Source organism: Polynucleobacter sp. MWH-HuK1 (assembly GCF_018881815.1).
In the GTDB taxonomy this organism is placed as follows: domain Bacteria; phylum Pseudomonadota; class Gammaproteobacteria; order Burkholderiales; family Burkholderiaceae; genus Polynucleobacter.
On the sequence record NZ_JACVPP010000001.1, the window covers coordinates 1,594,385 to 1,611,958 of the forward strand.

Here is a 17,574-nt window from a genome sequence, read left to right on the forward strand (position 1 = left end):
AGATGAACCATGAATGAAAACAAAATTATTAAAAAAGTAGCAATTCTGGGTGCTGGCGTCATGGGCGCACAGATTGCCGCCCAATGTATTAATGTCGGATTACCAGTTGTCTTATTTGACCTTCCAGGCAAATCTGATGATGGCAAACCAGTGCATAAAAATGCGATTGCCCTCAAAGCCATTGAGAACCTCAAGAAACTCAAACCTGCCCCACTTGGCATTGCTAACGACGCAAATTTGATACAAGCGGCCAACTATGAAGATGACTTGGGTTTGCTATCTGACTGCGATCTCATTATTGAGGCCATTGCAGAACGTTTGGATTGGAAACATGCTCTCTATGAAAAAGTAGCCCCTCATATTCCAGCGCACGCGTTATTTGCTACCAATACCTCTGGCCTACCGATTAGTGAGCTTGCCAAAGGTTTCTCAGGAGATCTAAAGAAACGCTTTTGCGGTGTGCATTTCTTTAACCCGCCGCGATACATGCATTTACTAGAATTGATTCCAGCTGCTGATACTGATCCTGCAGTTTTAGATTCACTAGAGACATTTATGACGTCCACCATGGGTAAAGGCGTTGTCAGAGCTAAAGATACGCCAAACTTTATTGGTAATCGTGTGGGGGTTTTTTCAATCCTGGCAGTGTTTGCCGAAGCACAAAAGTTTGGTCTAGGATTTGATGAGGTAGACGCCATAACTGGAAGTAAATTAGGTCGCGCCAAATCAGCCACTTTCAGAACCAGTGATGTTGTTGGCCTAGACACCATGGCTCACGTTATCAAAACCATGGAAAACTCCTTGCAAGGAGATCCTTTCTCTGCGTTATTTAAGACTCCAGAGGTCGTTACTCAACTTATAGCCAAGGGCGCTTTAGGTCAAAAGACAAAGGCTGGCTTTTATCGCAAGGATGGTAAGAATGTTCTGGTGCTGGATCCTGCTACCGGTGAATACAAACCTTCCACCGCAACTATTGAGCCTTTAATTGAACGTATTCTGAAAAAGCCAATTACTGAGCGTCTTGAGTTACTACGCGATACCGATGAACCTCAAGCGCAATTCTTATGGGCTATTTATCGTGACATCTTCCACTACTGCGCAATTCACTTGGGTGACATTGCCCAATCCGCTCGTGAAATTGATTTTGCGATGCGCTGGGGTTACGGCTGGGACAAAGGCCCCTTTGAAGACTGGCAGGCAGCTGGCGTAACGCAAGTTGCTAACTGGATTAAAGAAGATATTGACGCTGGCAAAACACTCAGCAAAGAGCCTTTACCTGCATGGCTCTTTAGCGGGCCTGTAGTAGATAAGCAAGCCTTCCATACTCCAGAGGGCTCATGGTCTGCTTCGGAGAATAAATACGTACCCCGCTCAAACTTACCTGTATATCAAAAGCAAGTATTTAGAGCACCACTGTTGGGAGATGGATCACCAGATCCTAAAACTGCTGGCACCACCATCTATGAGAATCCCGATCTACGTGCCTGGGTTGATCCAGCCCAACCAGATGTACTGATCGCTTCATTTAGATCCAAGATGAACACGATCAGCCCAGATGTACTTAATGGTATTCAAAAAGCAATTGAGATTGCTGAGGCTAATTATGAAGGTCTTGTCATCTGGCAACCTAGCTCTCTAAAACTGGGTACTCCTGGTGGACCCTTCTCTGCTGGCGCTAATTTAGAAGCAGCATTACCAATGGTAATGAAAGGCGGCCCTGCTGGAGTTGAGCCATTTGTGAAACTCTTCCAAGATACGATGATGCGAGTGAAGTACTCGCAGGTTCCGGTCATTTGCGCAGTATCCGGTATCGCACTTGGTGGCGGCTGCGAATTGGTGATGCAATCCGCTCGTAGGGTTGCTGCGATTGAAAGCTATATTGGCCTCGTTGAAGTCGGCGTTGGCTTATTGCCAGCTGGTGGCGGTCTCAAAGAGGCGTCTATTCGTGCAGCACAAGGTGTAGCACTTGCTGGTAACACCAATTATTTAGATTTCACAAAAGCTTCTTTTGAAAATGCAGCGATGGCTAAAGTGTCCTCTTCTGCTCAAGATGCCATGAAGATGGCTTACCTACAAAAAGGAGACATCATAGTTCCCAATGTGTATGAGTTGTTGGCGCTTGCGCAAAATCAAGTCAAAGCCATGCGCTATGCCGGTTATAGACCACCCATACCAGCCCTAATTCCCGTTGGCGGACGTTCGGTAGCTTCAACAGTAATGGGTCAAGTCATCAATATGCGTGATGGCGGCTTTATATCAGAGCATGATGCATTTATTGCCAAGAAGATTATTGACATCATTAGTGGTGGTGATGTCGATGCTGGCACCCTGGTTACCGAGGAGTGGCTACTCAAGCTAGAACGTCAAGCGTTTGTTGAGCTGATTGGACACCCAAAGACCATGGAACGCATTATGGGCATTTTGCAAAATGGCAAGCCGGTTCGTAACTAATTTACTGAGATATAAATATGAAAAATATCCAAGACGCATATATCGTTGCAGCTACTCGTAGCGCCGTTGGTAGATCAGGACGAGGAGCATTAAAAAATACTCGGCCAGATGATTTGCTTGGTAATGCTTTGCAGCATATCTTGAGTCAAGTCCCCACCCTAGATCCAAAGGCAATTGAAGATACCATTATTGGTTGCGCCATGCCAGAAGCCCAACAAGGCTTGAATGTGGCTCGTATTGGACTCCTCCTAGGCGGCCTACCCAATACCGTTGGCGGTATTACTGTCAATCGCTTCTGCTCCTCAGGTCTAAATGCAATTGCGATGGCTGCAGATCGCATTCGGGTTGGCGAGGCTGATGTCATGATTGCTGGTGGCGTGGAGTCTATGAGCATGGTTCCCATGGGGGGCAATACACCGTCAATGTCGCCGGAGATTTTTATGGGCGATGAAAATATAGGCATTGCCTACGGCATGGGATTAACAGCTGAGAAGGTTGCTCAACAATGGAAGATCAGCAGAGAAGATCAAGATGCCTTTGCTTTTGCCTCACATCAAAAAGCAATGGCCGCCCAAGCTGCTGGTGAATTTAATTCTGAAATATTCCCGGTCAAAGTAGCACATCGCTCGATGAATCTAGATAAGGGCCAGGTAGAAGTGCAATGGCGTGAATTTATAAAGGATGAAGGTCCGCGTGTTGATACATCACTAGAAGGCTTGGCAAAACTCAAATCCCCATTCGCTGCTAAGGGAACCGTTACAGCCGGCAATTGCTCACAAACCTCTGATGGAGTAGGTGCACTAATTCTAGCTAGCGAGAAAGCTATTAAAACCTTTGGACTCACACCTTTGGCTCGTTTTGTAAGTTTTGCAGTTAAAGGTGTAGCGCCAGAAATCATGGGTATTGGCCCTAAAGAGGCAATTCCAGCCGCATTAAAACTTGCCGGTTTAAATCTGCAGGATATGGACTGGATTGAATTGAATGAGGCTTTTGCAGCACAGTCTTTAGCGGTCATACGGGATCTTGGTCTAGATCAAAGCAAAGTCAATCCACTAGGAAGCGCGATTGCCCTTGGTCATCCACTGGGCGCAACCGGTGCGATTCGAGCCGCTACAGCTATCCATGCTTTGCAGCGACGCAACCTAAAGCATGCCATGGTCACAATGTGCGTTGGTACCGGCATGGGTGCAGCCGGAATATTTGAGCGTTGCTGATTACTTGCGCACTAATTAGGAGACATCATGAATACAAAACAATTACTGACTATATCTACCTGCCTCATTGCATTTTCCGTTACCGCCTATGCGCAAACTGATCCTGCCATTGGGGTGTGGAAAACAATTGATGACAAAACTAATCAACCCGCTTCTTTAATCAAAATTGAGCAGGTCAATGGCGTGCTTGAAGGCACCATTATCAAAACCTTTCCCAAGCCTAATGAAACGCCTCTGTTGAACTGCAATCTCTGCAAGGATGATAGAAAAGATAAGCCTATTGTTGGCATGAAAATCATGACAGATCTAAAACAAGATCAACCCGGCGTATGGTCTGGTGGAAAAATCCTAGACCCCAAAGAAGGTGAAGTTTATAAGGTCAAGATTGCGACTGAAGATGGCAAGAAGATGGATGTGCGTGGCTATATTGGCGTTCCATTATTAGGCCGCACTCAGGTTTGGTACAAAGCTGAACAATAACGCTACTCGCAGCGGATCATGTCGGCTGCTTTTTCAGCAATAGCAATAATGGGGGCGTTGGTATTACCCCCAACCAAGGTAGGCATGATAGATCCGTCAACTACACGCAGCCCCTCTATTCCATGGACCTTTAGATTAGAGTCAACAACTGCCATTGCGTCATTACCCATTTTGCAAGTGCCCACTGGGTGATAGACGGTATCCACCCGCTCCCGGATAATTTTTCGAATGTCGTCGTCTGTTTTTACATCTGGAGTAAAAATGTTCTTATTTGTGATGCTGGCTAAGCTAGGAGCATCCATCAGTTGTTTGGTGAGTTTGTATCCCCTCACCAGAGCCTCCACATCCTCCTCTTCATTCAAAAAGCCAGGGTCTATTAATGGGGCGTCTTTCATGCTGTTACTCGCCAAACTTACTTGGCCGCGACTTTTAGGCCTGAGTACGCACACATGACAAGAATAGCCATGGGCCATATGCAACTTACGAGCATGATCCTCAACTAGACTAACCACAAAATGTAACTGGACGTCAGGGGCCTCAAGACTGGGGTCTGTTTTAAGGAAACCGCCTGCCTCTGCAAAGTTGGTAGCAATCATCCCCTCACGTGAGCGGATGTACTTGATAATTTCACCAGCCAATTTAACCGTGCCGCCAAAAGAAATTCCGATGAGATCCAGGCTATTGGCTGAGTAGCCGAAAATAAAATCTGGATGGTCTTGTAAGTTCTGACCTACGCCTGGCAAATCATGAACTAACGGTATGCCAAATTGACTTAATTGATCTTTTGGTCCGACTCCAGAAACCATCAACAGCTGGGGAGAATGAAAAGCGCCAGCACAGAGGATGATTTCTTTATTAGCAAATATGACTTGTTGTTTGCCATTTTGTGTGCATACCACCCCTTTTGCCTTTTTACCCTCAAACAGTATTCGATCAACCTGCACGCCAGTCTGGACTTGTAGATTCTTACGTTTGCCTATATGAGGATGTAAATAGCCGCGTGCTGCGCTCCAGCGCTCGCCATTATTATGGGTGACTTGATAGATGCCAAGACCTTCTTGTTGTGCGCCATTAAAGTCTGGATTAATTGGGAAACCAGCCTCTTTAGCAGCATTAAGATAAATTTGCTGAAAAGGGTTATGTGATTGCAAGTTTGATACACATAACGGACCATCATTGCCATGATATTGATCTTTAAAGGCAGAATTGTTTTCACTTTTTATAAAATACGGCAGCATCTCATCGTACGACCACCCAAGATTTCCAAGGGAATGCCAATGGTCATAATCAAAACGATGGCCCCTCGTATAAATCATGGCATTGATCGCAGAAGATCCGCCTAGACATTTACCTCTTGGCTGGTAACCACAGCGGCCATTTAAGCCTTTTTGGGGAACTGTTTCAAAGGCATAGTTATTAATGGATGTTGGCAGCATAGCTACTGCAGCTGCAGGCGTTCTCACCAACCAACTATCGCCTCTACCACCAGCTTCAAGCAATACAACACTAGACTTAGCATCTTCACTCAAGCGTCCAGTCATAACACTCCCAGCTGAGCCGCCGCCCACGACGATGTAATCAAAGCTCTCTGGCATCATCTCGGATAATTCCTTGAGAAAATATGGGTAAATTAGTCAATTGATAATCCAGTTTCAGAGAATGTCACTAAGCTTTTCTAAAATTAGATCTTGTCCATAGTGAACTTTGGCTTGCCAATCCTCGCCAGAACTTTCATTGGCATCATCAGTAATGTACTTAAATGATTGCCAAGGAATTTGGTGATCATGAGCAACGGCAGCAATCGCAAATAATTCCATATCCACCACATCTACCCCTAGGTTATGTAACCATGGGTCATGTGCTGTGACAAAGCTGTCGCCGGAGCCACAAATAAATTGTCCGGATGATAGATATTCTTGTGGTCTTATACAGAATGGCGTACTACCACGAGGTGCTAATGGCTCAGCTTGCATGTCGCGTTGAATCACCTTACCGATCTCCAGCAAACCATGCAGTTCTGATTTGATTTTTCCAGCGGTACCAAAATTGAGAATTCTTTTAGGCGAATATTGATGAATAGCTTTAATGCTGGTGATAGCTGCATTAATTTTGCCAATCCCCGTATAGACGATCTCTACACAGCTTGGTAATACTTCTCGCTTGAGCTCGGACTCTAATGCGGTAATAATGAGTAGTTCTGTTTTCATATTGGTTGGCAATGAATTTATTAGATTATCTACCCGGAGTTCCTGACTTTCCAAAACCAGGGGTTCTCTTTAGGGATATCTCCCCGCTGCTTGCCAATCCAGCTGCTTTTAAAGAAGCTGTTCGTCAGTTGGATGAGATCGCCAAGCAATTTGATTACACCCACATCCTGGGCATTGAATCACGGGGCTTTATCTTTGGCTCTGCACTAGCCCATCACGCTCATAAGGGTTTAGCATTGGCCAGAAAGCCTAACAAACTTCCCTTAGCTAGCCATCGCGAAGCTTATGGTCTTGAGTATGGCAATGATTCTTTAGAAATTCAGCAATCCACCTTACCCAAAGATGCCAAAGTATTGTTGCTAGATGATGTGCTGGCTACTGGCGGCACATTAATAGCTGCCGATAAATTAATCCGTTCGGCTGGATTTGAAGTAAGCGGTGCAATTACCTTATTGGAAATTGCTTTCTTAAATGGCAACGAACTCCTAAAACAGAATCGTATTCGCCATCAATCTGTATTACAAAGCTAGATGAGCTTTTTAGCACTCTTTACAATTTTCATAGCGCCCCAACCTACTGCCAAAACTTTACTAGCAAGCTTGGGTTTGTAGTGTGCAAGAGCAGCAAACGCACTGGTCCATAGAATCGGGTTGCTTTTCAAGAATTGAACCGCATCCAACCCTTTGTCAGCCCACGAAAGTGGTTTTTCCCAGGCCTCAAAGTGTTCGGCAAAAGCCTTGCGCTCTCGACTAGCTTGCAGCATTAACTCATGCTGACGATGCTCTAAGGCCTTAAGCTTGTCGTTCATTTTGAAAGTGCTTCGCGATCTTTAGCCAATTCAGTAATTGAGGCTTCGAATAATCTCGGCATCTTGCGCAGCGACTGAGTAATTAAGAATGCCAGAATCGCCCCAATAGACAAGAATGCTGCAGTTAGCAAACCTAGCGCCATCATTCGGTCTGTTTCCCAGCTATAGATCACAATCAGCAATGCTAACATCACTAAGCCAAAGAATAGAAAGAATAAGGCGCTAATAATCATCACTAACAAGCTAATGAATTTGCTTCTAGCTATTTGCACATCGAGCGATAAAAGCTCTAAACGCGTTTGAGCAATAGATGCTCCCGTAGAGGCTAAGCCCTTGATGGAGGTAAGTAAGTTTTCTTGAGACATATAGTATTAACGACGGCCAATAAATAAACCGATAAGCAAGCCCAAGCCTGCTGCAACACCAACAGCCTCCCATGGGTTGCGATGGACAAAGTCATCCGCACCATCAGCTGCTATCTTTGCTTTATCAAGCAACTTACCCTCAACTCCAGAAAGACTTTCTTTAGCGCCAGCCAAAGTTTCTAGAGCCTTATTTCGAATGGAGCTAATCGCCTCCCCTGGGTGATCTTCGGTGGCTATGATTAAAGCTTCAGCATCGGCCATGAGAGATTTGAATTCACTAATCAGACTTTCGGCACCAGCCTGTTTGTCATCGTGGACAACTGAATGGTCTAGTTTCTTAACAGTCATAGAGGGATTCCCAGTTAGTAAGGCAACAATTACACATATAGCCCTATTCTAAGCACTTCTAATAGGACTTGAGCAATAAGACCGTCATTCCAGCATTACCCTCTTTGAAGCGCTTGAGATAGCGCTTCAATCCCGGGCGACGTTTGTGCAAAGCATGATATGCCTCGCTGCCATAAGCCACATCTTCGCCAAAGTAATACTCATCCACCCTATCGGAATAGCGATTATTTTCAAGCGCATCATGGATAGCCCATTTAATGCGGCCTCCCTCTCCACTAGATCCATAGCCATGAATCAGCACAATGGCTTTAATTCCAACCTCGAGAGATTTGCGTAAATATTCCGTAAGCCTATCTAGAGCTTCATCTATATAAGGGCCATCTTGCTTGATATTAAGTTCAATCGTATCGGAACTTAAGATAGGTAAAGCAATAGAGCTGCAATGCGGACATTGATCAAACAATGCCCGCATATTCCCGCAATCAGGACATTCTGCGTTTTTTGCCAATTTAGATCGGTTGAACTGAACCCCTTAAGAGCAGTACTTACTTTCCAAGCTTCTGACATCGGATAATTTGTCGTCAACCATTAAGTTAAGGGTCTTTTGCGCAAGATCCCGATTTTCAGGGGTCTTTAAGCTTGCATTAATCAAGGTAGAAACATCCTTACGAATGGACGTATTACCGTAACGCAGTCCCTTTAGAGTAGACACTGCTTCAGCAGATATCTTGCACTGCTGATTCATCAACTCAGAAGAATCCGACGGCTTTGTATTTGCATACGCAAACGCAGCAACGGAAATTGATACAGCTGCTAATAGAGTCTTTTTCATCTTAGTTCCTTATTTTGTGACCACATGTTGGACAACAACCCACTTCTTTTGCTCTGGTCTTCTTAAGAGCGGCATATACGCTGGATTCTGAAATCTCCATCTTTCTAGCTGCTTGAGCAGCAGTTAGACCCTTCCCCACCCACTCCAAGGCTTGATGTGTTTTTGGTATTTGTCTCTTCATTTCATCTCCCAGTACCAAGACTATATCACAACTTCTGAAGTTGTGAAGTTGTGAAGTAGAATAAAAGGGTAGTGAGATACCCTAATGCGGGCAATCAATTGGATTGGGTTACGAATCCCCTATAGGATGCGGTTCTGAATAAGAAAACTAGGTCATCAATGTCTAGGAATAGTATGATTTGGTGATATTAAGGAGCTTTTTATGCATCGCATCATCTATCGAGTAGTTCTATTACTGGTAATTGGCACCGGTCTTGCTGCCTGTAGCAACAATGACAAAAAAATTAGCGGCTGGGAAATTAATGATGTTTATCACTCAACCATCATCACACCAAACTCAGTAACAGGAGGAAAAATTTATCAGGGCCCTCCTATCAATACGATGGATGAAGCCAATACCTATGAAATGTTTAGTCTCAGAGCTGAGCAACCAAAGCAAGGCGCAAAAACCTATGAGTTGGTTGCACAGTTAACGTATTTCTCACAATGGCGCTATTACGATTCAGCATCTCAAGAAGGGATTCCCGCTACCACTTTTAAAGTAGTTGGTAGAGAGGCTGGTGCATGCGGTGAACGAGGATGTATCTTTAGAGAAGTGCTCTCAATTCAGTTAACTGAAGCATTCCTCAAAGATAAAATGAAGAAGGGTTTCATCATGACCGTATCCTCCAAGACTGGAATCAAGACTGAACTCTATGTACCTCCGCAATACATCCAAGGCTTCATGCAAGCAGTTAATGGATTGAACTAACCTGATGCTGCACTAGAAATAAATAAAGGGGCTATAAGCCCCTTTATCTTTATTGCATTCTTGAGCATCTACTGGAGTCTAGTCTAGAGATGCTCCGGATGCCTTAACAATTTTGGCCCAGCGAGCGATATCATCTTGCAACTGTTTTGCAAATTCAGTTGGCGTCATGTTTGCAAGTTCTACTCCAGAAGCTTGTAATTTCTCTCTTAACTCGGGGTTTGCGAGTGTTAGCTGCATCTCTTTTTGCAATTTATCAACTACAGGCTTAGGTGTGCCTTTTGGCGCAAATAAGCCAATCCATAAGGATCCAGAGAATCCAGGAACTTTTTCTGAAATCGAAGGCACATCTGGAAGAATCGGCGAACGCTTTGGTGAGCTAACGCCAAGGGCAATCAGTTTTTGTGAGTTGATGTATTGCAGCACAGAAGGCAAACTCGCAAATGCAATTTGCACCTGACCGCCCAAAAGATCGTTGAGCGCAGGAGCCACGCCCTTATAAGGAATGTGCTGCAATGAGATTCCATAGCTCTGGTTGAGCATTTCACCAAGTAGGTGGTTTAAGGTGCCATTGCCTGCCGAAGCATATTGGTAAGTTTCTGGAGGCTTTGATTTAACCAGCTTTAAGAATTCATCCAAATTCTTAGCCGGGAAGTTTGGATTCACCACCAAGACATTAGGAACTGAACCAATCATTGCCAATGGAACAAAATCATTTACCGGATCAAATCCTGGATTTTTATAAAGCGCAGGATTAATAGCTTGGGCACTACTGATGGTCATTAAAAGCGTGTAACCATCTTTGGGTCCATTAGCAACATACTGAGTGCCAATATTGCCGCCGGCTCCAGGCTTGTTTTCGACAATCACTGAAGCTTTCATTTGCTCACCAAGGCGCTGTGCAACAACACGACCAACAATGTCGTTTGTTCCACCTGGTGCCTGAGGCACAATAATTGTTATGGGTTTTGTAGGATAGGCGAGCGCTAAGCTAGAAAAAATATAGCAGGAAGTAGCAATCACTAAATGGATAATTCGTTTCACAGGAATCCTTTTTTACAGTGGTTGTAAATATTTATAAGGCTTTTTGAAATAATAACCATAAAAGCATTAACCAGATTCCAGAAATAGATAAAGGGGCCATGGGCCCCTTTATCTTTAAGTGCTTGGCGGAGACGAGAGGATTCGAACCTCCGATCAGAGTTTTAGCCCCGATGCTCCCTTAGCAGGGGAGTGCCTTCGACCAGCTCGGCCACGTCTCCGTACTTCTTACTATTACAACGCCCCACAGTTTAACGGATAACCGCTTCTGAGGGGTTTATTATGATTTTTACTTACTTCTGGTCCAACTCAAATGCCTTGTGCAAGGCGCGCACAGCCAATTCCATGTATTTCTCATCGATGACGACAGAGATCTTAATTTCGCTAGTGGAGATCATCAAGATATTGATGCCCTCTTCTGACAAAGTGCGGAACATCTTGCTGGCAATGCCAACATGAGAACGCATGCCAACGCCAACCACTGAAACTTTGGAAACCTTTGGATCGCCAGAGATTTCTTTTGCTTCAATATGCGCTTGCACAGTGTTCTTCAGAATGTCTAATGCTTTTTGATAATCAGCACGTGGCACTGTGAAAGTGAAGTCAGTCTTACCTTCTACAGATTGGTTCTGGATAATGATGTCCACATCAATATTGGCATCCGCAATCGGGCCAAGGATTTGATAAGCAATGCCTGGGCGATCTGGAACTCCAAGAACGGTAATCTTCGCTTCATCACGCGCAAAGGCGATGCCGGAAATAACTGCGGCTTCCATAGTGCTGTCCTCTTCAAATGTAATCAAGGTGCCTGAGCTCATTTCATCAGCTAAAGGCATCAATGGGTCTGTCAAAGAAGACAGAACCCGGGTTTTAACTTTGTACTTACCAGCAAACTCAACTGAACGAATCTGCAATACCTTTGAACCTAAGCTAGCCATTTCTAGCATCTCTTCAAAAGTAATTTTGTCTAAGCGACGAGCATCTTCACAAACGCGTGGGTCGGTTGTGTACACACCATCAACGTCTGTGTATATTAGGCACTCATCCGCTTTCAGCGCCGCTGCCATAGCAACTGCCGATGTATCAGAACCTCCGCGACCCAGTGTCGTGATATTGCCTTCAGGATCAACGCCCTGGAAACCAGTCACCACAACCGCACGACCTGCATTAAGATCCTTAAGAATCTTGTCGCTTTCAATACTCTTGATACGCGCCTTCGTGAAAGACGAATCAGTATGAACAGTAACTTGCCAGCCCGCATAGCTCACCGCATCAATACCTTCGCGCATGAGTGCCAAGGCCAAGAGACCGGAACTGACTTGCTCGCCAGTAGAAGCAATTTGATCTAATTCTCGCGGGCTTGCGTCAGGATTGATTTCTTTTGCAAGGCCTAGCAAGCGATTGGTTTCACCTGACATGGCTGAAGGCACGACTACCACTTGATGGCCAGCACGCATCCATTTAGCAACGCGTTTGGCAACATTGGCAATACGCTCCGTTGAGCCCATTGAGGTGCCGCCATATTTATGAACGATAAGAGCCATAAAAACCGTTTATTTAACTATTTGTGACAGGGAAATTTTCCCTGAGGATCTAAAAAGGGCTTATTTTACAGGGTTTTGTACCCATTCTGGGAGTACGCGCCTGCCAGAAGCTACCAAGTGTGGATAGCTAAGCCCAATACCCGCTACAGCGATTAATTCATCATGGATGTAGAGTAAGGGTGCTTGGCGCTCCCAGGGCGGAATATCAGCCTCCTGATAGAGGTTTTTGAGGGTTTTACGGGGGGTCTTAGGCTTAATCTGTATCTTCTCAGAGCCTTGACGCTCCCTAAGGCTAATTTCATTGTTATCTTGGGCATCTTTAACCCAGTCAGCAGGAAGTCCCAATTGCTTAGAGTTGGCCGGCAAGGTTTTTAAAACCCAGCGTCCCGCTTCCACGTTACCTACCTGCAACATACCGCGCCATAGGTAAATCTTTCTTTCGTCATGTAGCCACGCAAGATTAGCGTCTGCTTTAACTTGTGCAAGATCACGCCACCATGCTTGCAAGCGCTCTTGAGATGGCATAGCCAACCGCTGTGTTTGCAACCAATAACGTAAGACATTATTTGCTGCAGGTAACTTCTTTTCTGCTAATACCAGTAGCGGCGCTACTTTCAGCTGATTCTTATTGAGAATACTTTTGCCATCTTGCTCAGCCAGACGGTTCAGCAAAGTTTGCGCCTCACCAAGCAGTTGTGCGCTACGTGCCATATTAGCTAAAGCTTCAGGCTGGATCTTTTCAAGTTCAGGAATAATTTTCTTTCGCACAGCGTTGCGACGATATTTTGTATCTTGATTACTAGGATCTTCAATCCACTTAAGCTTATGTTCTTTGGCGTATGCTTCTAGCTCTTGTCTACTTTGATTTAAGAGCGGGCGCCAAAGAGTAATGCCTGGGTTAATTGAGATCCCCCTGCTTGCCGGCATCCCCGCTAGGCCCGCCACGCCAGAGCCACGGAGTAGTTGCAAGAGAACAGTTTCTGCTTGATCGTTCTGGTGATGCGCTAATAGTAAATCTTCGATGCCGTATTCTTCACACAGATCAGCAAGTGCTTCGTAACGCCCCGCTCTTGCTCTAGCTTCAATATTGCCCTTAGCCTCTTCAGCTTTTAAATGAAGCAGCCTGAAATCAAAATGAATCTTGTATTGTTTCGCGAGCTTTTCGCAAAAGATCAACCAGTCATCCGCCTGTTTTTGCAAGCCATGATGGATATGAAATGCGAAGATTTGATTTTGGTTTTTAGCTTGCGCTTTGCAAACCGTATCAAGCAACACAACCGAATCGAGGCCACCACTTAAGGCAACCGCAATACGTTTTCCTGACTTAGGACTTTGCTGTGATTTCCTTGAACTTGCCATAGCTCATCAAACGCTCATGACGACGGTCAAGTAATGCATCGACTTTCATGCCATCAAAGGTTTTTAAAGATTCCGCAAGTGCTTTGCGCATATTGCTCATCATATTGTCGTAATCACGATGCGCGCCACCAATAGGCTCGGCCACAATCTTGTCAATAAGGCCCAGAGCCTTCAAGCGCTGAGCTGTGAGGCCTAACTGCTCAGCAGCCTCAGGAGCCTTATCGGCCGTCTTCCAAAGAATAGAAGCACAACCTTCTGGGGAGATTACTGAATATGTAGAGTTTTGCAACATCAACACGATGTCACCCATAGCGATTGCTAGAGCACCGCCTGAGCCGCCCTCACCAATAATCGTAGCAATGATAGGCACTTCTAATTCTGCTTGTACAAATAAGTTACGGCCAATCGCTTCAGACTGATTACGCTCTTCTGCATCAATACCAGGGAAGGCGCCAGGCGTATCTACAAAAGTGAATACTGGGATGCCAAACTTTTCAGCAAGACGCATGAGGCGCATTGCTTTGCGATAACCCTCAGGACGGCTCATACCAAAGTTTCTGAGAGCCCGCTCTTTAGTGTCTCGACCCTTTTGATGACCAATCACCATGCATGGTTGATTTTCAAAACGGGCAAGGCCACCGATGATCGATTGATCGTCTGCAAAAGTGCGATCGCCATGCAACTCGTGGAAATCTGTAAATAAAGCGCCAACATAATCCAAGGTGTATGGACGCTGTGGATGACGCGCTACTTGAGAAACCTGCCAAGGAGTAAGATTGGCGTAAACATCTTTTGTTAGCTGCTGACTTTTTTCAGCAAGCGTTTTGATCTCATCGGAGATATCCACCGATGACTCATCTTGCACAAAACGCAGCTCTTCAATCTTTGACTCTAATTCGGCGATTTGCTGCTCAAAATCCAGGAAAGTCGTTTTCATAGCTTGATTTTAATATTCAACTGGGATTGGGTCGATACTTCTCCACATGTACCAGGTGGCAACTGTACGCCACGGGGCCCAATTAGCCGCCACTTCACGGGCTTCATGGCGGCTGACAGGCTCTCCGCTGAAGTAATTGAGGGAAATGGCCTTAATGAGTCCAACATCATCCAAAGGGAGAATATCGGGTCGAATCATGTTGAAAATGAGGAACATTTCAGCGGTCCAGCGACCAATCCCCCGAATTGAGCTCAATTCCTTGATAACGCTCTCATCATCCATATCCTTCCATTGATTGGCATGAAGGCGCCCTGAATCAAAGTGATCCGCCAGATCTCGGATGTATTCAACTTTGCGACCAGACAATCCGGCGGCACGCAATTCTTCTACTGAGAGCGCTAGAATATTTTTAGGCGTGACTTTCTTTTTGCTAGCAGAAACCACTCTATTCCAAACGGATTGTGCTGCCGCTACTGAAATCTGCTGACCAACAATGGCTCTTGCCAGAGTATTAAATGGATCGCCGCGTGTGACTAAAAAGCCTGAGCCATACTTAGGAATGAGTTTTTTGAGAATCCGATCTTGCTTCATCAATTCTTTACAAGCCTGCTCCCAATATTCTGGAGCAACTTCTTCAAGAATTGTTTCAGCTTTAACTGCTTTCTCTGTTTTTGAAGCCGTCATTAAGCTCTACGCCATTCTGTTAAGCCGCCGGGTTTGTCTTCCAAAACAATGCCCTGCTCTAACAATGTTTTACGAATCAAGTCTGCCTTAGCAAAGTCTTTTGCTTGCTTAGCAGCCGCGCGTGCTGCAATTTGTTCTTCAATTTGTGATGGGGTCAAGCCATCTTGATCCTTTGAGCCCGCCTGTAAAAATGCAGTGGGATCACGTTGCAGGAAATTCAATGTCGCGCCAAGAGCCTTCAATGTATTGGCAAGCAACTGCTTCTCTTCGCCTTGCGCACGATTGATTTCACTAGCCAAATCAAACAAGACAGCAATCGCTTCAGGTGTATTGAAGTCGTCATTCATGGCATCAGCAAAACGCTTGGCCCATGGGTTGTTTGGATATAGCTGAATTGCCTGGGCTTTTGGGCCTTGCGCTAAAGCGGTATATAGGCGCGCCAATCCCGAGCGAGCTTCTTCAAGCTGTGCATCACTATAGTTAATAGGGCTACGGTAGTGCGCCTTCAACATAAAGAAACGCAACACCTCAGGATCAAAGCTTTTGAGAACATCGCGAATTAAAAAGAAGTTACCTAGTGACTTAGACATCTTCTCTTCGTTAACGCGAATGTGGCCGTTATGCATCCAGTAATTTACAAAGGGGGCATCATCATCTTTGCGATCTTTGCCGTACAGGGCGCCCTCACTTTGAGCAATTTCATTTTCATGATGCGGAAACTGCAAGTCAGCACCGCCACCGTGGATATCAAAGTGCTCACCTAACAAGTCACAAGACATTGCTGAACACTCAATATGCCAACCGGGGCGACCTTCGCCCCAAGGCGACTTCCAGCGTGTATCAGCTGGCTCTTCAGACTTAGCGCTTTTCCATAAAACAAAATCCAAGGGATCACGTTTGCCATCAACTACCGCTACACGTTCCCCCGCATTTAATTCATCTAAAGTTTTTCCAGACAACTGACCATAACGCGGTAATAAGCGCACTGCAAAATTAACATCACCGTCATTGGCTTGATAGGCTAATTCATTTTCAATGAGTTTGCCGATCATGCCTTGCATTTGCGCAATGTAATCAGTGGCGCGAGGTTCTTGATCGGGATGCATTAAGCCCAACTCATCTGAGTCGGCATGCATGGCATCAATAAAGCGATTTGTTAATACAGAAATTGGTTCACCATTCTCAATGGCACGATTAATGATCTTGTCATCAATATCGGTGATGTTACGAACATAAAGAACTTCATAGCCACTCGCCCTGAGCCAGCGAACTACCATATCAAAGACAATCATGACTCTGGCATGTCCAATATGGCAAAAGTCATAAACGGTCATGCCGCAGACGTACATCTTCACCTTGCCCGGCACTATGGGCTTAAAGACCTGTTTAGAACGGCTAAGGGTGTTATAGATTTGCAGCATAGGGCTATAAAGGTGGGGCAAGTAGCGCCAATTTGTTAGACTGAGCGCTGAGTATATCGAATGAGCCCGTTTCACACCCCTTCCTCTATGCACCACAACGCCCTAGCGCCACGCCCAGTCTTGAATAAGGTCTTTGCCCCAGCTTTTGCCACTTTGGCAACCCTGGCTCTATTGTCGGGCTGCAGCACCCCCGCCCAGCAGCGGGCTGACGCTGAAATTACGGCATTAAACGCTCAGGAAATGAAGGCTGGACAGCTAGCCCCCCAACCCTACCTTGGCGGATACAGCCCAACTGATCCACCAAGACTTTCTGCTGACATGGGATATGACCCATTAAATCCAGAATTGTCTGAAACTGTAGGGGTACCTTTTTTATCCTTCTTAATTATTGAGCCTGATCCCATTACTAAGAATGCGGTACCGTCAGATGTTGAAAAACTCATCAAGGCACGCAAATACCAAGATGCAGTTTCTCAAATTAATGCTGATCTAAAAAAGACTCCACGAAATGTGCAGTTACGTTTCGTAAAGGCGCGTTTGCAAATTGAGATGCGCCAATTTGATCAAGCCAAAAAGACTTTGATTGAAATCACACAGCAGTTTCCAGAACTGCCAGAGCCTTATAACAATCTAGCGGCAATTGCTGCTAACCAAGGACAATGGATTGAGGCGCGAGACTATCTTGAGCTTGCCCTCAAATTGCGACCGAGCTATGCCATTGCCTCAGCCAATTTAGGCGAGATCTATATCCGCCTTGGTGCCCAGGCATATGAAGATGCAGCCAAGAATGCTCAACTCAATCAACGTCAGTACTCTAATCGCGCTAAAGCCCTCTTAGATGTCTTGAAGCCTCCAGCAAAGCGTCCAATGAATCGCACAGTGAGTCCGTCCTTAAATACAACGGATTGATTACCAAGTAATAACCCATCCACTAACCTTCCAGAAAGTAGATCTA

Annotated in this window: 20 protein-coding genes and 1 tRNA gene; 6 read left to right on the forward strand and 15 right to left on the reverse strand. The window is 45.3% G+C overall.

Going from position 1 to position 17,574, the window contains the following annotated elements; all coding sequences use genetic code 11:
• The first annotated feature begins 9 nt into the window (after positions 1-9).
• Genes ICE93_RS08185 through ICE93_RS08195 form a run of 3 tightly spaced genes read left to right on the forward strand, consistent with a single transcriptional unit; the run spans position 10 to position 4,145 of the window.
• Positions 10-2,451 (forward strand): 3-hydroxyacyl-CoA dehydrogenase/enoyl-CoA hydratase family protein, encoded by a 2,442-nt coding sequence (locus tag ICE93_RS08185; protein WP_216187201.1) that lies wholly within the window; start codon positions 10-12, stop codon positions 2,449-2,451.
• A gap of 17 nt (positions 2,452-2,468) precedes the next feature.
• Positions 2,469-3,665: an acetyl-CoA C-acyltransferase gene (locus ICE93_RS08190; protein WP_216187203.1), complete on the forward strand. Its 1,197-nt coding sequence runs from the start codon at positions 2,469-2,471 to the stop codon at positions 3,663-3,665.
• A gap of 27 nt (positions 3,666-3,692) precedes the next feature.
• A complete protein-coding gene (locus ICE93_RS08195) occupies positions 3,693-4,145 on the forward strand; it encodes a DUF2147 domain-containing protein (RefSeq protein ID WP_216187205.1) in 453 nt (150 codons plus the stop codon).
• A 2-nt stretch (positions 4,146-4,147) separates the two neighbouring features.
• Here ICE93_RS08195 and ICE93_RS08200 read toward each other — a convergent pair whose 3' ends face one another.
• Positions 4,148-5,740 carry a GMC family oxidoreductase gene (locus ICE93_RS08200; protein WP_216188343.1) on the reverse strand — a complete coding sequence of 531 codons (1,593 nt, stop codon included), beginning with the start codon at positions 5,738-5,740 and terminating at the stop codon, positions 4,148-4,150.
• Positions 5,741-5,797: 57 nt separating this feature from the next.
• The gene (locus ICE93_RS08205; RefSeq protein ID WP_216187207.1) at positions 5,798-6,352 is read right to left on the reverse strand and encodes a 5'-methylthioadenosine nucleosidase; all 555 of its coding nucleotides are present in this window, start codon (positions 6,350-6,352) and stop codon (positions 5,798-5,800) included.
• 11 nt (positions 6,353-6,363) lie between these two features.
• On the opposite strand from ICE93_RS08205, the gene ICE93_RS08210 reads away from it, so the two are divergent.
• Complete coding sequence (locus ICE93_RS08210) at positions 6,364-6,882, forward strand: adenine phosphoribosyltransferase (RefSeq protein ID WP_216187209.1); 519 nt, start codon at positions 6,364-6,366, stop codon at positions 6,880-6,882.
• Here ICE93_RS08210 and ICE93_RS08215 read toward each other — a convergent pair.
• From ICE93_RS08215 to ICE93_RS08240, 6 genes are read right to left on the reverse strand one after another with little or no spacing between them, the layout of a single operon-like run.
• The gene (locus ICE93_RS08215; protein ID WP_216187211.1) at positions 6,879-7,160 is read right to left on the reverse strand and encodes a YqjK-like family protein; all 282 of its coding nucleotides are present in this window, start codon (positions 7,158-7,160) and stop codon (positions 6,879-6,881) included. The two genes, ICE93_RS08210 and ICE93_RS08215, sit on opposite strands and share 4 nt — an antisense overlap.
• Positions 7,157-7,525, reverse strand: a complete 369-nt coding sequence (locus ICE93_RS08220; protein ID WP_216187213.1) for a phage holin family protein — start codon at positions 7,523-7,525, stop codon at positions 7,157-7,159. Before ICE93_RS08220 ends, ICE93_RS08215 begins: the two co-directional genes overlap by 4 nt.
• A 6-nt stretch (positions 7,526-7,531) precedes the next feature.
• Positions 7,532-7,873: a YqjD family protein gene (locus tag ICE93_RS08225; RefSeq protein ID WP_216187215.1), complete on the reverse strand. Its 342-nt coding sequence runs from the start codon at positions 7,871-7,873 to the stop codon at positions 7,532-7,534.
• Positions 7,874-7,931: 58 nt separating this feature from the next.
• Entirely contained in the window at positions 7,932-8,381 is a 450-nt protein-coding gene (locus tag ICE93_RS08230) for a Smr/MutS family protein (protein WP_216187217.1), read from the reverse strand.
• A 24-nt stretch (positions 8,382-8,405) separates the two neighbouring features.
• Entirely contained in the window at positions 8,406-8,705 is a 300-nt protein-coding gene (locus ICE93_RS08235; protein WP_216187219.1) for a hypothetical protein, read from the reverse strand.
• Position 8,706: 1 nt separating this feature from the next.
• Positions 8,707-8,886: a hypothetical protein gene (locus ICE93_RS08240; protein ID WP_216187221.1), complete on the reverse strand. Its 180-nt coding sequence runs from the start codon at positions 8,884-8,886 to the stop codon at positions 8,707-8,709.
• Between the two features lie 201 nt (positions 8,887-9,087).
• On the opposite strand from ICE93_RS08240, the gene ICE93_RS08245 reads away from it, so the two are divergent.
• A complete protein-coding gene (locus ICE93_RS08245) occupies positions 9,088-9,636 on the forward strand; it encodes a hypothetical protein (protein ID WP_216187223.1) in 549 nt (182 codons plus the stop codon).
• Between the two features lie 78 nt (positions 9,637-9,714).
• On the opposite strand, the gene ICE93_RS08250 is transcribed toward ICE93_RS08245, so the two are convergent.
• The 7 genes from ICE93_RS08250 to cysS all read right to left on the reverse strand — a co-directional run bounded on the left by ICE93_RS08250 (position 9,715) and on the right by cysS (position 16,619).
• A complete protein-coding gene (locus ICE93_RS08250) occupies positions 9,715-10,668 on the reverse strand; it encodes a Bug family tripartite tricarboxylate transporter substrate binding protein (RefSeq protein WP_370624626.1) in 954 nt (317 codons plus the stop codon).
• A 132-nt stretch (positions 10,669-10,800) separates the two neighbouring features.
• Positions 10,801-10,895: transfer RNA gene (locus tag ICE93_RS08255), tRNA-Ser, on the reverse strand.
• 72 nt (positions 10,896-10,967) lie between these two features.
• Positions 10,968-12,218, reverse strand: a complete 1,251-nt coding sequence (locus ICE93_RS08260) for an aspartate kinase (RefSeq protein WP_216187225.1) — start codon at positions 12,216-12,218, stop codon at positions 10,968-10,970.
• Positions 12,219-12,278: 60 nt separating this feature from the next.
• Positions 12,279-13,577 carry a tRNA lysidine(34) synthetase TilS gene (gene tilS, locus ICE93_RS08265; RefSeq protein WP_216187227.1) on the reverse strand — a complete coding sequence of 433 codons (1,299 nt, stop codon included), beginning with the start codon at positions 13,575-13,577 and terminating at the stop codon, positions 12,279-12,281.
• Positions 13,543-14,514 carry an acetyl-CoA carboxylase carboxyltransferase subunit alpha gene (locus tag ICE93_RS08270; protein WP_216187229.1) on the reverse strand — a complete coding sequence of 324 codons (972 nt, stop codon included), beginning with the start codon at positions 14,512-14,514 and terminating at the stop codon, positions 13,543-13,545. The genes tilS and ICE93_RS08270 overlap by 35 nt, the downstream gene beginning before the upstream one ends.
• 9 nt (positions 14,515-14,523) lie before the next feature.
• Positions 14,524-15,198 carry a DNA-3-methyladenine glycosylase gene (locus tag ICE93_RS08275; RefSeq protein ID WP_216187231.1) on the reverse strand — a complete coding sequence of 225 codons (675 nt, stop codon included), beginning with the start codon at positions 15,196-15,198 and terminating at the stop codon, positions 14,524-14,526.
• Positions 15,198-16,619 (reverse strand): cysteine--tRNA ligase, encoded by a 1,422-nt coding sequence (cysS, locus tag ICE93_RS08280; protein WP_216187233.1) that lies wholly within the window; start codon positions 16,617-16,619, stop codon positions 15,198-15,200. Before cysS ends, ICE93_RS08275 begins: the two co-directional genes overlap by 1 nt.
• A 60-nt stretch (positions 16,620-16,679) precedes the next feature.
• Here cysS and ICE93_RS08285 point away from each other — a divergent pair, with 60 nt between their 5' ends.
• A complete protein-coding gene (locus tag ICE93_RS08285) occupies positions 16,680-17,528 on the forward strand; it encodes a M48 family metallopeptidase (RefSeq protein WP_255554560.1) in 849 nt (282 codons plus the stop codon).
• Positions 17,529-17,574 lie beyond the last annotated feature (46 nt).